We start from the raw sequence: 14,543 nt of genomic DNA, 5'->3' as shown, positions 1-14,543 counted from the left end.
GCTTGGGTGGCTGGCGCGGGGGTGAGGGTGTATTTTCTTTGGGAAAACAACTCGCTTCGCTCAGACATCTTTTCCCGGCAGAAAATACACCCTCACCCCCTCGCCGACAAAGCTCTTAGTTGCCCGCCAATTATTTGGTCAGCATTGGTTTGAGATAGCGTCCTGTGTGGGAAGCAGGGTTCTTGGCAACCTCCTCCGGGGTTCCCTCAGCAATGATCTGCCCGCCGCCAGACCCACCTTCGGGGCCTAGATCGACGATCCAGTCTGCGGTCTTGATGACGTCCAGGTTGTGCTCGATCACCACGATGGTGTTGCCGTGGTCGCGGAGCCTCTCCAGGACATTCAGAAGCTGCTGGATGTCGTAGAAGTGCAGGCCGGTGGTGGGTTCGTCGAGAATGTAGAGGGTCTTGCCGGTGTCCCGTTTGGACAGTTCTTTGGCCAGTTTCACCCGCTGTGCTTCGCCGCCGGAGAGGGTCACGGCGCTCTGGCCGAGGCGGATGTAGGACAGGCCGACGTCGATCAGGGTCTGAAGCTTGCGGGCGATGAAGGGAACGGCGTCGAAGAACTCTCGGCCTTCCTCGACGGTCATTTCCAGCACTTCGTTGATGTTCTTGCCCTTGTACCGGACTTCCAGGGTTTCGCGGTTGTAGCGTTTGCCCTTGCAAACGTCGCAGGGTACGTAGACGTCTGGTAGGAAGTGCATTTCTACCTTGATCACGCCGTCGCCCTGGCAGGCCTCGCAGCGGCCGCCCTTGACGTTGAAGGAGAATCGGCCGGGCTTGTAACCCCGTGAGCGGGCTTCCTGGGTTCCGGCGAACAGTTCCCTGATCGGCGTGAACAGTCCTGTGTAGGTCGCGGGGTTGGAACGCGGTGTGCGGCCGATGGGGCTCTGGTCGATATCGATGACCTTGTCCAGATGGTCGAGCCCCTTGAGTGACTGGTAGGGCGCGTGGTTCAGACTGGTGGCCTTGTTGAGTTTCGCCGCGGCGACCGGATACAGGGTGCTGTTGATCAGCGTGGACTTGCCGGACCCGGACACGCCGGTGATGCAGGTCATGATGCCCAGGGGCAGGTTCAGGGTTACATCTTTCAGGTTGTTACCGGTAGCGCCAGCAAGGGTCAGTGATTTTCCGCCGCCTTTGTTCCGCTGTCTGGGTACGGCTATCTCCCGGCTGCCTTTGAGGTATTGGCCAGTCAGAGAATCCGGGTTGTCGATAATCTGTTGAGGCGTGCCCTGGCCGATGATGTGGCCGCCGTGGACGCCGGCGCCCGGGCCGATATCAATCACATGGTCGGCGGCTCGAATGGCGTCTTCATCGTGCTCGACGACAATTACCGTGTTGCCCAGATCACGCAGGTGGGTGAGGGTGGCCAGCAGGCGGTCATTGTCCCGCTGGTGGAGCCCGATGGAGGGTTCGTCGAGGATGTACATGACGCCTACCAGCCCGGCGCCGATCTGGCTCGCCAGGCGAATACGCTGGGCCTCGCCCCCGGAGAGGGTGTCGGCGCTTCGCTCCAGGGTCAGGTACTCCAACCCCACGTTCACCAGGAACTGGAGCCTTTGACGGACTTCCTTCAGAATTTTCTCGGCAATTTCTCCCTTCCGGCCCGGTAGGGCGAGGGTTTCGAAGTAATCATGGGCCTCGCCAACCGGCAGATGGGTAACGTCCGAAATATTGTGTTCTTCAATAAACACATGGCGGGCGCTACGGCGCAGACGGGAACCCCCGCACTCCTTGCAGGGCTGTGTGCTGAGGTTGCGAGCCAGTTCCTCTCGCATGCTTTGAGAGTCCGTTTCGCGGTAGCGTCGCTCGAGGTTGGGGAGAATGCCTTCGAACGGATGGGCCTTTTCCATGATGTGGCCACGGGAATTCACGTAGCGAAAAGGAATGTCTTCTTTCCCCGAGCCGAACAGCAGTACATTTCGGAAATCCTCGGGAAGGTCCACCCAGGCCGTTTCCAGATCAATGCCGTAGTGATCTGCCACGCTGCCCAGCATCTGGAAGTAATAGACCGCCCGGCGATCCCAGCCCTTGATGGCGCCCGATGCCAGAGTGGCCTCTGGGTGCTGGACGATTTTCTCCGGATCGAAGAATTGTTTGACGCCAAGCCCGTCGCAGGTAGGGCAGGCGCCTGCGGGATTGTTAAATGAAAACAGTTTTGGCTCGAGTTCGCTCAGGGCGTAGCCGCATTGGGTGCAAGCGTAACGGGCGGAGAATGTGTGTTCTTCGCCTTCACCGGTCATCGGCGCTACCAGGGCAATCCCGTCCGCGAGGTGCAGCGCCGTTTCAAAGCTTTCTGCCAGGCGCTGTTCAAGGCCCGGCTTCACCTTGAATCGATCAACGACCACATCAATCTGGTGCTTGCGTTTCTTGTCCAGGGCCGGCACATCGTCAATATCGTAAACCGTGCCATCCACCCTCAGGCGGATGAAGCCCTGGCTGCGCATGGTTTCGATAACCTGCAGGTGTTCGCCCTTCCTGTCCCGTATCACCGGCGCGAGGATCATCAATTTGCTGTCCTCCGGCATGGCCACCACCTGATCCACCATCTGGCTGATGGTCTGAGCTTCCAGGGGCTGGCCATGGTCTGGGCATCGAGGCTCACCGGCACGGGCAAAGAGCAGGCGCAGGTAATCGTATATTTCGGTGATGGTGCCAACGGTCGAGCGCGGGTTGTGGGAGGTGGATTTCTGCTCAATGGAGATAGCGGGCGACAGACCTTCGATGTGGTCTACGTCCGGCTTTTCCATCATCGAAAGAAACTGGCGGGCATAGGTGGAAAGCGATTCCACATAGCGGCGCTGTCCTTCCGCATAAAGCGTATCGAACGCAAGGGACGATTTCCCGGAGCCGGAAAGGCCGGTGATCACGATCAGCTTGTCCCGTGGCATATCCAGGTCGATGTTTTTCAGGTTGTGGGTCCGTGCCCCTTTGATCTGGATATGGTCCATAACACCTCGCTCGGATAAAAAACGAAAATTATACCGCGTTGGGTCGGCTGCGGCGAAAATGATCCCCGGATCAGCATCACGCGACCTGTCCCCCGTCAGCGCCCCTTCTGCTACAATGCGCCGCCTGCGAAGGGTATCTGCCCTTAATCTGACCGCTTTCAACCCCGGCTGAGGTACGTAATTGCCATGAACGCGCTGGAAAAACGCTCCGTACTCGCACTGGCGTCCGTCTACGCCATGCGCATGCTCGGACTGTTCATGGTGCTGCCGGTGTTCATGCTGCTTGGTGAAGATCTCAAAGATGCGACGCCGGCCCTGCTCGGTTTTGCCATAGGGGCATACGGCCTCAGCCAGGCCCTGTTGCAGATTCCCTTTGGCATGCTGTCTGATCGGCTCGGTCGTAAGCGCATGATCTACATCGGGCTCGTACTGTTTGCCGCGGGCAGTTTGCTGGCCGGGGCCACGGACTCCATATACGTTGTGATTGCCGGTCGGATTCTTCAGGGTGCCGGCGCTATCGCCAGTGTTCTGATGGCGTTGCTCAGTGATCTGACCCGTGAAGAGGAGCGGACCAAGGCCATGGCGACCGTTGGAATCACGATAGGTCTGTCGTTCTCGGTCTCCCTGGTGCTCGGCCCCCTTCTTGGGGCCTGGTGGGGGCTGTCCGGAATCTTCTACGCGACCGCAGCGCTGGCAATAGTGGCGCTGGTGATCGTCAACCGCCTGGTCCCGACGCCGCATCAGCACAAGACGAGCCCCGATACCCATCCTGCCAGGGACATGCTGGGCCGTGTGCTTTCAGACGGTCGTCTTCTCCGGTTGGATTTCGGCATCTTTGCCCTGCACCTGGTGCTCACCGCCCTGTTCCTGGTCTTTCCCTCCATGCTGCAGGAGCAGTTTGGTCTTGCCAGCAGGTCACACTGGTGGTTCTACCTGAGCGTGATGATTACGTCTTTTTTTGCCATGGTGCCGTTCATCATCATCGGCGAGAAAAAGCGTCGGATGAAGCCGGTGCTGTGCGGGGCGATTGCGTTACTGACGTTGGCTACTGCCGGGTTTACTGGTGTGTCCGGCAGCCTGGTTGCAGCCTGGGCCGTGCTGTTTTTCTTCTTCATGGCCTTCAATCTGCTTGAAGCCAGCCTGCCATCACTAATCAGCAAAGAGGCACCGGCGGCAAGCAAAGGGACAGCGATGGGGGTCTATTCCACGTCCCAATTCATGGGTGCGTTTCTGGGCGGCGCCCTGGGCGGCTATCTGCTGGAGAGTGGCGGAATCCAGGGTGTGCTCTGGTTTATGGTGGTGGTGCTTGGCCTCTGGTTACTGGTAGCGCTTACTATGCCAGCGCCCGGCCACACCACCAGTTTCGTGGTACAGTTGCAGCAGGTAATGAATAACCAGTACGACGATATCGATGACAATCTCCGTCGCCTTCCCGGCGTTCAGGACGTGGTGATTGTTGAAGAGGCTGCCACCGCCTATCTTAAGGTGGATCGTCAGCAGTTTGATGAGGCGTTACTTGCGGACTTTTCCTTTGTCCGGCAGGCTAAACATTCTTGAAATCCGGAGGCCCGCACGGAACGCGGGCGTCCCTGAAAAAAGAGTCAGGAGCAGAGCATGGCACGAGGCGTAAACAAAGTAATTCTGATCGGTAACCTGGGACAGGACCCGGATACCCGCTACACCCCTAACGGTAATGCCGTTGTGAACCTGAATCTGGCAACAGACGAAAGCTACAAGGATCGTCAGACCGGGCAATTGGTGCCGAAAACCGAATGGCACCGGGTTGTCATGTTCGGCAAGATCGCCGAAGTGGCCGGCCAGTACCTGCGCAAGGGCTCGAAGGTCTACATTGAGGGCAAGCTGCAGACGCGCAAATGGCAGAACAAGGAAGGTCAGGATGTCTACACCACCGAGGTTGTGGTGGATATCAATGGCCAGATGCAGATGCTCGACAGCCGTGGCGGCGAAGGCGGTATGAACCAGGGCGCCCCGGCAGGGCGGCCTCAGCAGTCCGGCTATAATGCCCCGGCGGGCCAACAGAACAACCCGCCACCGCAGTCTGGTGGGTACAGCAATCAGCCGTCACAGGGCAGCATGCCGGAGCCGGTAGACGACTTTGACGATGACATTCCGTTCTAAATTTCCCGTGAACAGAAACGGAATCTGAGCATCCAAAGTGACTTAAGCCCCCGCCTCGCGGGGGCTTTTTGTTACTGGTTTGCAAAAACGGTGTGAAATTGGCCAAAAAAACGTGGAGTTACGTTCGCTTTCTCATCTATCATGTCATTTGATGTAAAAAGCGCCTGTTTCTTAGGCAGCATAATAATAGCTTGATGCTGGCGAGTTGGCTTCGGATCCTTTTTTAACGGACTCCATGACAAAGATACCAATCTTCAAAAGACTGACCGGTCTGTTCGGACGTTCCGGGGCTCGCCTGCGGGTAAGTCTTGAAATTCGTCCCGACGGTATTGCCTGGGCGGAATCGGGGCGGCCGGATGCCGGTAGGTGGGGGTTCATTGATTGCCTCCCTGCGAGGCGTCAGGCGGCACTGGTTGAACTAGTCGACAAGCACGGCTGGTCGGGTGCAGCGACAACGCTCGTGCTGCCCCTGGACCAGTATCAGGTTTTCCAGATGGATCGCCCGGAAGGCGTCGAGGAATCGGAGCTGGGGGATGCCCTCAAGTGGAAACTCAAGGATTTTCTCGATTTCAGCCCGTCTGAGGCGGTCTCCGATGTTTTCCCGTTTCCGAAAGACGCATCCCGGGGCCGTGGCGAACTGGTCAACGTGGTCGCCGCCAGAAAAGTTCTGGTCTCTGAACTGGTTCGGCTGGTTCAGGAAGCCGGCCTGGAACTGGAGCGCATTGATATCGCCGAGCTCGCGTTGCGAAATCTGGTATGCAGGCTGGATGAAAACCGGCGTGGTGCCGCGTTGGTCCACCTGAAAGAAAACTACGGCCAGATGGTGATCTGCAAGGACAACACGCTGTACTTGTCCCGCCGGCTTGATGTGACTTCCGACGATCTTCGAGATGCCGCCCGGCAGGAGTCGGCGGTGCAATCACTGGCCCTGGAGATGCAGCGTTCACTGGACTATTACGAAAGCCAGTTGGGCCAGGTGCCGCCGGCAATGATCCACCTCGTTGCCCGTGACAGCGTGCTTCCTCTTGCCTCGATGCTTTCTTCCTATGTGGCCGCGGGCCTTGAAACACTCGATTGGCGTGCCCTGGGCTTTGAGTCCGATCTGGACAGTCGTTGCCTGCCGGCCTGGAGTGCGGGCTTGCCGTTGCCGGAGGGCGGGCGTCCATGATCCAGCAGGTCAATCTCTACACTGACGAGCTGCGTCCGAGAAAGGAAAGACTCCAGGCTGGAATGGCGGTTGGTATTCTGGTTGTCGGAGTGGTGCTGATTGCGTTCGTGGCCGGTTTCCTGACCTACGAGAATTCGGTGATGGCAAACAAGGCCTCACGCCTTGATCAGCAGAACCAGCAGCTTGAACAGGCTGTGGCGCAGCTTTCTGCCGCGGTTCAAGCCCGTCAGCCGGATGCCGAAGTGAAGGAGGCTCTGGAGCGCGTCACCCAGACCCTCGCGCGCCGCCAGCGATTACTGGAACGGGTGGAAAGCCTGGTGCTTTCCGAGGACCGCAATTTCTCGCCACAGCTGGCAGCATTGGCCCGACAGATCCCGGAAGATGTCTGGCTGACAGGCGTTATCCTGGAGTCAGGCCCGGGCAGAGTCACTATCGAAGGGCGTAGCCGCGAAGGCGCTCTGGTGCCTCTGTACCTTGAGAACCTGGGCGAGGAACCAGCGTTTACCGGACGAACCTTTGGTGTGTTCCGATTGTCACGCCCGGAGGAAGGCCGCTGGATTGACTTTCATGTTTCAAGCGAGCGTGACGGGGAGGGTAACTGATGGCGGACGCACCCAACACCTCTCTTGCCCGGGCTGCGCAGTGGTATAACCTGCGACCGATTCGTGAGCGGGCCCTGATTCTGCTGACTGCACTCGTGCTGGTTGTGGTGCTGGTCTGGGAGCTTGGGGTTACGCCATTACAGCAACGACACCAGAGTCTGGAGAATCGGATCCAGACGCTTTCCGCTAGCCGGGACGACCTGCTGGCGCAGCAGCAGACGCTCAATCAGCAACTTGCCACCGATCCCTCCAGGGAAATGCGGGATCAGTTAAATGCCCGGCAGCAGAGACTGGAGCAGCTCAATCAGCAGATCGCGGAGACCACCGGGCAACTGATCGCGCCCAGGGCGATGGTGGCGCTGTTGCGGGATATTCTGGCCGCCCAGGATGCACTGGAGCTGCAGGCTCTGGAGCTACAGACTCCGACCCCGGTTTTCGCTCCGGATGCCCCCGATCAATCCTCACAGGAGCAGGCAGAGGCGGCGCAACCACTGCTTTATGCCCATGATGTCGAGCTCCGCATCATGGGAAGCTATCTTGATGTGCTGAACTATCTCGAGCGGCTCGAGGCACTGGATGAGCGTCTCGGGTGGATAAAGCTGGAGTACAGTGCGGGCGACTGGCCCTCCGGTGAAGCGACCATCAGGGTGCAAACACTGAGCCTGGATCAGGCGTGGCTGGGGGTGTGAAGTGAGCAGGAACTTGGGTGCCTCAATAATCCGGTGGTTTTGTGTGGCTATCGGTTCGCTGTTGCTGGTGGTGGGAAAAACCCATGCACTGCAGGACCCGACCCGGCCACCGGGCCCGCAGACAACTGTGGCCAAGCCTGCCCCAGAGCGGGCTCTTGCTCTGGATTCCATACTTTTCAGCAAGGACAGGCGTGTCGCCGTCATCGAAGGTGAGGCCCTCAGGGAAGGCCAGGGTTTTGACAACGTGCGGGTTATCCGGATTTTTGCCAACCGGGTTCTGGTAACGGATAACGGCCGCGAACGGGTGTTGTACCTGGAGAGACTTCCGCAGGTTCGGGGAACTCAATGACAGATAATCGGATACTCATGACAACGATCAAAACAACCAGTGCGCTGATTCTGAGCCTGGTACTGGCGGCCTGCAGCAACAATCCGTTGATGCGCTCGGCAACCGCCACCTCAACCGATGCTGCCGATGCCATTGATCGAAGCCTTGAAGAGGCTTCGCAGGCACAACCTCCAGCGCCGACCCCGAGTCAGGCAGCTGCAACTCTGCCGGCTGACGTGAGCGCAGCACTGCTGCCGCCACTCTCCAGCGAGGCGGATCTGGACGAACGTTTTGACGTCAATGCCCGGGGCGTGCCGGCAGCAAGCTTCTTCGAATCTCTGGTGGAAGGAACCCGCTATAACGTGGTGGTTCATCCTGATGTAAATACCAGTATCGACCTTCGGCTGGGGGACGTCACTGTACCGGAAGTGATGGATATCGCAGGCGACCTGTACGGGCTGGATATTCGACGCAGTGGCCGACTGTTCCGCGTTCAGTCGGACCAGATCCAGACCCGGCTGTTCCCGATTGATTACTTGCACTTCAAGCGTAAGGGCGGCTCGGAGACCAGGGTGAGCTCCGGTCAGGTTACCGGTGCTCGCAGTGGCGGCTCAGGCAGCGCTGACAATAGTGGTGACAGTGCCGGTTCCGGCGAAATCCGCAACCTGGTTGGAACAACCATTTCCACAGAAACAGCCTCGGATTTCTGGCAGGACATCCAGAGCGCACTGAGCATGATTGTCGGTGGCAGTGATGGCCAGCAGGTGATCGTGAATCCGGGCGCAGGGCTGGTAATGGTCCGTGCCGGTTCCGAGGATTTGCGGATGGTTGAGGAGTATCTGCGCCGCACCGAGCTGATCATGCAGCGTCAGGTCATTCTGGAAGCCAAGATCCTGGAGATCGCGCTCAACGAGGGCTACCAGCAGGGCATCAACTGGTCGGATATCCAGAGTGCGTCCAGCATTACGGCCTCGGATGGTCTGCCCGAAGATTTTACCGCGCAGGCGTTGGCCGGCCAGGCCATTCAGACCTCCGATATCGGAGGCCTGTTCTCCGCCAGCGTGCGGGCCGGCGACTTTACCGGCCTGATTGAGCTGCTTGGGGAGCAGGGCAATGTGCAGATTCTTTCCAGCCCACGTATTTCGACCGTGAATAACCAGAAAGCCGTGATCAAGGTCGGTACCGATGAGTTCTTTGTGACCGACATTGATTTCGACGACAACAACTCGGCCGTGACGGCCACGGACTCAACCTCTACCTCCGTGGAACTGACCCCGTTTTTCTCTGGCATTTCACTGGATGTGACGCCTCAAATTTCCGAAAACGGCGTCATCACCCTGCACGTGCATCCGTCGGTCAGTGAGGTTAACGATCAGGAGAAGGTGATCACCATTGGCGAGCGTGACGTCACGCTGCCTCTGGCCAGCAGCACCGTTCGTGAAACCGACAGCGTTATCCGTGCCGAAAGCGGGCAGATCGTGGTTATCGGTGGTCTGATCCAGAACTCCAGCGAAGACAACAATTCCGCGGTTCCCTTCTTCAGCGAGATTCCGCTGGTGGGTGAACTGTTCAAGCAGCGGCGGTTCCAGTCCCGCAAGAGCGAGCTGGTTATCCTCCTGCGCCCGGTTGTCGCCGGAATGCCGGAGATGAACGCGGATGTTTCTGCCAGCCGGGAACGCATGAATGTGCTGCGTGAGTTGCTGCAATCGTCCGAATCCGTCACCCCGGAACCGGAGAAAGCCGTTCGATAGCATGTACGAAGCCCATTTCGGACTGCAGGAAGCACCGTTCGCATTGACGCCCAACACCCGCTATTTCCTGCGGGCGCCCAGCCATGGTGATGCGCTGGAATTGTTGCTGGTGGCGTTGAAAGAGCGGGAGGGCTTTATCAAGATCTCCGGAGAGGTAGGCACGGGCAAAACCCTGCTGTGCCGGCTCCTGCTGAACGAACTCGAGCAGATTGCGTACACCGCCTATATTCCGAACCCGCACCTGACCCCGGATACCCTGTACGAAGCCGTGGCTGAAGAGCTGGGCGTGGAACTGTCCGGATGCGCCAATGCGCATCAGGTGCTCAAGGCCATCAACGAAAAATTGATCGCCCATGCCATGGAGCAAAAGCCGGTCGTCCTCGTGATTGATGAGGCCCAGGCGATGCCGGAAGAGACCATCGAGGCGTTGCGACTGCTCACCAATCTGGAAACCGAGAGCGTCCGGCTGCTGCAGGTGGTCCTGTTTGGCCAGCCTGAGCTGGATGTGCTGCTTCAAAAGCAGAGCCTGCGCCAACTCAACCAGCGCATAACGTTCCACTATCGCCTCGCCCCCCTGGACCGCCATTCGGTTGCCCAGTATCTGCGCCATCGCCTGGCCCAGGCCGGCTACAACGGCGCCGATCTTTTTGCACCGGGTGCGCTTCGGCTGATTACCCGGGCCTCCGGTGGCATTCCGAGGCTGGTTAATATTCTGGCTCACAAGTCCATGTTGGCGGCCTGGGGCAGGGGTGACCGTCTTATTGAGCGGGGCCATGCCATGCAGGCCATTCGCGACACCGAGAGCGTTCGCTTGCCGGGACTGATCGGGAGGTGGTTATGAGCCTGCTGAACGATGCCCTGCGTGCGGCAGAGCAGCGACAGAACCGGCCGGAAGTGGCCGCGGCCTATGCAGGACAGTCGCAATCCCGACCTCGTCCGCGTTACGGGTTCTGGGTCGTCATCGTATTCCTGGTCGCAGGCGCAGTGGGCGCAGCTGCTTTCTGGTTGATGACTCGAACCGGTAAGGAAGACATGCCTGTCCATGTGAGCGCCCCGCCGGCGCAAGAGGCCGGAACAGAACTGCAACTCGAGAGCGTTGCCGGAAACGACAACACCGCTGAGGCCTCGCAGCCTGCCTCTGAGCCCCCAGTTGTGGTTAAGTCCGAACTGGAAGCCAGGGAAGTAGCCGAGGCGATTGAGCCACAGAAACCGGAGCCTGAACCTGTACCGGTGAGAGTCGAAGCCCCGGAGCCTGAACCCGCCGTCACTACACCGGTGGTGGCCGAAGCCGAGACTGCCCAGGAATCCGAAGCGCCAACGCCACCCATAAAACAGGTTCGTGAGACGCCCGAAGCCATCGATCGTCGAGTCAGCCGGGAGTTGGCCTCGCTGCTGAGGAGTGGTGAAACCCGTCAAGCTGAGCAGGCGTTGCAGGAGCTGGCTAGTGCTCAGGCGGCGACTGCCAGCCGCGAAGTTTTCGCGCGTCAGATGCTGGTGCAGGAAATGCCTGACAGGGCTCTGGCCTGGCTTCCGGAATCGGTGACGAGCGGCGATGCCGCTCTGCGACTTCTGAGAGCCCGGGCACTCCACGCCAAGGGCAGTCTGCCCGAAGCACTCGCCACCCTTGAGAGTAGCGTGCCTGCAGTGCGCCAGGCCGTTGAGTATCGGGTAACCCTGGCGACCTTGCTGCAGCAGGCAGGCCGCACCACCGACGCGGCCCGACACTGGTCGGCCCTTATTGCCGAGGACGACAGCCGCGCGGCCTGGTGGGTGGGCCTTGCGATTGCCCTGGAGACAGGCGGCGAGACCAACAGCGCGGTCCGGGCCTACAGCCAGGCCGCACAGTTACCCGGGCTTTCGCCGTCCCTGGCGAATTACGTTCGCGAACGACTGAAAGCTTTGCAGGCGGGATGATGACGACAGAGCCGAAAAAGAAAGTCCGGTTAGGCGACCTGCTGGTCCAGAATGATGTCATCACTGAGCAGCAGCTGATGACGGCCCTGCGCGAGCAGAAAAGCACCGGGCGTAAGCTTGGTAAAACGCTCACAGACCTTGGTTATGTGGACGAGGACAGTCTGCTCAATATCCTGTCCCGCCAGCTGGATGTTCCCTTTGTGCAGCTGCGTCACTACCAGTTCAACAACGAACTGGTGAAAAAGCTACCGGAGGCCATGGCCCGACGGTTCCGCAGTATCGTGCTGGCGGAGCATAGTGGCGAGCTGCTGGTGGGGATGGCCGATCCTCTGGATATCTTTGCCTACGATGAGTTGGTCCGCATTCTGAAGCAGCCCATCAAACAGGCGGTGGTGCGTGAGAGCGAGCTGCTGAGCACCCTGGACCTGGTCTACCGGCGTACCGATGAAATTGCCTCACTGGCGGAAGAGCTGGAGGACGAGCTGGGCGAGGATGCCTTCGACCTCGCGGACCTCTCGGCCGAATCCGAAAGCGCCGAAGCGCCGGTGGTCAAGCTTCTGCAAACGCTGTTCGAGGATGCGGTTCAGGCCCGCAGCTCGGACATCCACATCGAGCCGGACGAGACAGTCGTGCGCATCCGGCAGCGGGTGGACGGCGTTTTGCAGGAACAGGTGATGAAGGAGAAGCGGGTTAATGCCGCGCTGGTCCTGCGTCTGAAGCTGATGGCAGGTTTGAATATCTCCGAGAAGCGGATGCCCCAGGACGGGCGCTTCAACGTTCGGGTGAAGGGCCGCAGTATCGACGTGCGGGTGTCCACAATGCCCGTTCAGTACGGCGAATCGGTGGTCATGCGTCTTCTGGACCAGAGCCAGGGCATGTTGAACCTCGACGGTACCGGGATGCCGGACCACTTGCTCGAACGATTCCGCCGGATGATCAAGAAACCCCACGGGATGATTCTGGTGACCGGCCCCACGGGTAGCGGTAAAACCACCACGCTTTATGGCGCCCTCACGGAACTGAACCGCCCTGAGGTGAAGATAATCACCGCGGAGGATCCGGTGGAATACCGCCTGCCCCGGATTACCCAGGTGCAGGTGAACCCTAAAATCGGTCTGGAATTCGCCAATGTACTTCGGGCCGCCCTGCGTCAGGATCCCGACGTGATCCTGGTGGGCGAGATGCGGGATCGCGAGACCGTGGAAATCGGTCTGCGGGCGGCGATGACTGGTCACCTCGTGCTTTCCACCCTGCACACCAACGACTCCATCAGCAGCGCCATGCGACTGATCGATATGGGTGCCGAACCCTTTCTCGTGGCCAGCTCGCTGCTCGGCGTGGTTGCCCAGCGTCTGGTCAGGCGGGTCTGTGACAACTGTGCCGAGGCCTACACACCGACGGAACAGGAAATGGTGTGGCTGCGCAGCTTTGATCTGGATCCGCTGGATATGGAAGCCGGGTTCGTGCACGGCCGAGGTTGCTACCAGTGCAGCAACACGGGCTACAAGGGCCGGGTTGGCGTTTATGAGATGCTTGAAATGAACGAGGCCATGCTGGACGCTTTGCGGCGCCAGGATGTCTCGGAGTTCACCAAAGCGGCTCGCCTGAGCACCCTGTACAGACCGCTCGGGCAGTGCGCCATGGATTTTGCGTTACAGGGCACCACCACGCTGGAGGAAGTGGCCCGGGTGGCGGCGACCTCCGAGGGTGATTTCTCGCCCGACGACGAGATTCCCTTGCCGGATGAGCCTGTTGGGGGAGATGCCTGATGCAGTTCAGCTACCGGGGCAAGGATAATCGTGGGAGCGTCCAGCAGGGTTTGCTGGGCGCTCCCAATGCCGATGCCGCTGCCACGGAGCTGATGCGCCGGGGGATTACCCCGCTCTCCATCCGGGAGGTGGAGGACACGGAGTCGGTTGTTGATCGATTGAACCGGCTGCCGATATTCCGGAAGAAGGTCACCCTCGATGAGCTGATTGTTTTCTGTCGCCAGATGCATGCCCTGACCAAGGCGGGTATCCCCCTGATCCGCACCATGCGCGGCCTGGCGGAAACCACCCGTTCACCGGTGCTGGCGGAAGTACTGGAGGATGTGACCACCCGGCTCGAAGGCGGCACAACCATGGCGACGGCCATGCAGGCGCATCCGAAGGTTTTCTCGGAGTTATTTATTGCCATGATCCATGTGGGCGAGAACACCGGGATGCTGGACGACGCCTTCCGACGCCTGTCAGAAATTCTCGAGCTTGAGCGGGACACCAAGCGTCGCCTCAAACAGGCCTTGCGCTATCCGATGTTCGTCATTATCGCCCTGTTATCGGCGCTGATGGTCGTGAACTTTCTGGTTATCCCGAAATTCGCTTCGGTGTTCGACAAGCTGGGGGCGGACCTGCCGTTCCTGACCCAGGTATTGGTCGGAACCTCCAATTTCCTTCTGGCCTACTGGTACGTGATGCTCTTTGCGGTCGCTGCAGGCGGCCTCCTGCTGCGGCAATGGAAGCAGACGGAACAGGGCCGGCTGACCTGGGATCGTTACAAACTCAGGTTGCCGATTATCGGACCATTGCTGGAATTGATCACGCTCAGTCGGTTCGCGAGGAACTTTGCTACCATGCTGTCCGCCGGCATGCCGGTAACAACGGCGTTAACCGTGGTGGCGGACACCACAGACAATGCCTGGATCTCGACCCACATCAAGGGTATGCGAGGCGGTATCGAGAGAGGCGAGACTCTGCTCAGAACAGCCAGACAAAGCGAAATGTTCACCCCGTTGATTTTGCAGATGATTGCGGTGGGCGAGGAAACCGGTTCCGTGGACGACATGCTCAACAATGTCGCGGATTTTTACGATGAGGATGTGGACTACGGACTCAAGCGACTGGCGGAGTCGATTGAACCGATACTGATTGTGGCCATGGGCATTCTCGTGTTGATTCTGGCACTGGGCGTGTTCCTCCCGATCTGGGACCTGGGGGCCGCCGCCATGGGGCGGGGCTGAG

The 14,543-nt window shown here is 59.4% G+C and carries 12 protein-coding genes; 11 read left to right on the top strand and 1 reads right to left on the bottom strand.

Annotated features, from left to right (window positions below):
* Window positions 1-130: 130 nt before the first annotated feature.
* Window positions 131-2,953: an excinuclease ABC subunit UvrA gene (gene uvrA / locus WA411_RS16890; protein ID WP_291909234.1), complete on the bottom strand. Its 2,823-nt coding sequence runs from the start codon at window positions 2,951-2,953 to the stop codon at window positions 131-133.
* A 186-nt stretch (window positions 2,954-3,139) separates the two neighbouring features.
* On the opposite strand from uvrA, the gene WA411_RS16885 reads away from it, so the two are divergent.
* The 11 genes from WA411_RS16885 to WA411_RS16835 all read left to right on the top strand — a co-directional run bounded on the left by WA411_RS16885 (window position 3,140) and on the right by WA411_RS16835 (window position 14,542).
* Complete coding sequence (locus WA411_RS16885) at window positions 3,140-4,510, top strand: MFS transporter (RefSeq protein ID WP_291909236.1); 1,371 nt, start codon at window positions 3,140-3,142, stop codon at window positions 4,508-4,510.
* A 57-nt stretch (window positions 4,511-4,567) separates the two neighbouring features.
* Window positions 4,568-5,092, top strand: coding sequence for a single-stranded DNA-binding protein (gene ssb / locus WA411_RS16880; protein ID WP_069185089.1), 525 nt, complete (start codon window positions 4,568-4,570; stop codon window positions 5,090-5,092).
* A 235-nt stretch (window positions 5,093-5,327) separates the two neighbouring features.
* Entirely contained in the window at window positions 5,328-6,260 is a 933-nt protein-coding gene (locus tag WA411_RS16875; RefSeq protein ID WP_291909238.1) for a biogenesis protein MshI, read from the top strand.
* A complete protein-coding gene (locus WA411_RS16870) occupies window positions 6,257-6,862 on the top strand; it encodes a PilN domain-containing protein (RefSeq protein ID WP_291909241.1) in 606 nt (201 codons plus the stop codon). The genes WA411_RS16875 and WA411_RS16870 overlap by 4 nt, the downstream gene beginning before the upstream one ends.
* Window positions 6,862-7,551 carry a type II secretion system protein GspM gene (gene gspM, locus WA411_RS16865; RefSeq protein WP_291909244.1) on the top strand — a complete coding sequence of 230 codons (690 nt, stop codon included), beginning with the start codon at window positions 6,862-6,864 and terminating at the stop codon, window positions 7,549-7,551. Before WA411_RS16870 ends, gspM begins: the two co-directional genes overlap by 1 nt.
* A 43-nt stretch (window positions 7,552-7,594) precedes the next feature.
* The gene (locus tag WA411_RS16860) at window positions 7,595-7,900 is read left to right on the top strand and encodes a hypothetical protein (RefSeq protein ID WP_227514620.1); all 306 of its coding nucleotides are present in this window, start codon (window positions 7,595-7,597) and stop codon (window positions 7,898-7,900) included.
* A gap of 17 nt (window positions 7,901-7,917) precedes the next feature.
* Entirely contained in the window at window positions 7,918-9,630 is a 1,713-nt protein-coding gene (gene mshL, locus WA411_RS16855; protein ID WP_209398983.1) for a pilus (MSHA type) biogenesis protein MshL, read from the top strand.
* Between the two features lies 1 nt (window position 9,631).
* Window positions 9,632-10,471: an ExeA family protein gene (locus WA411_RS16850; RefSeq protein WP_291909250.1), complete on the top strand. Its 840-nt coding sequence runs from the start codon at window positions 9,632-9,634 to the stop codon at window positions 10,469-10,471.
* A complete protein-coding gene (locus WA411_RS16845; protein ID WP_291909253.1) occupies window positions 10,468-11,544 on the top strand; it encodes an MSHA biogenesis protein MshN in 1,077 nt (358 codons plus the stop codon). The genes WA411_RS16850 and WA411_RS16845 overlap by 4 nt, the downstream gene beginning before the upstream one ends.
* The gene (locus WA411_RS16840; protein WP_291909256.1) at window positions 11,544-13,313 is read left to right on the top strand and encodes a GspE/PulE family protein; all 1,770 of its coding nucleotides are present in this window, start codon (window positions 11,544-11,546) and stop codon (window positions 13,311-13,313) included. The genes WA411_RS16845 and WA411_RS16840 overlap by 1 nt, the downstream gene beginning before the upstream one ends.
* Window positions 13,313-14,542, top strand: coding sequence for a type II secretion system F family protein (locus tag WA411_RS16835; protein ID WP_291909259.1), 1,230 nt, complete (start codon window positions 13,313-13,315; stop codon window positions 14,540-14,542). Before WA411_RS16840 ends, WA411_RS16835 begins: the two co-directional genes overlap by 1 nt.
* The last annotated feature ends 1 nt before the right edge of the window (window position 14,543 follow it).

The organism is Marinobacter sp. CH_CUG1437-1 (genome assembly GCF_037029655.1).
Lineage (GTDB): Bacteria > Pseudomonadota > Gammaproteobacteria > Pseudomonadales > Oleiphilaceae > Marinobacter > Marinobacter salsuginis.
Note: the sequence above shows the minus strand (reverse complement) of the source record. Positions and strands in the feature narration are given on the sequence as shown.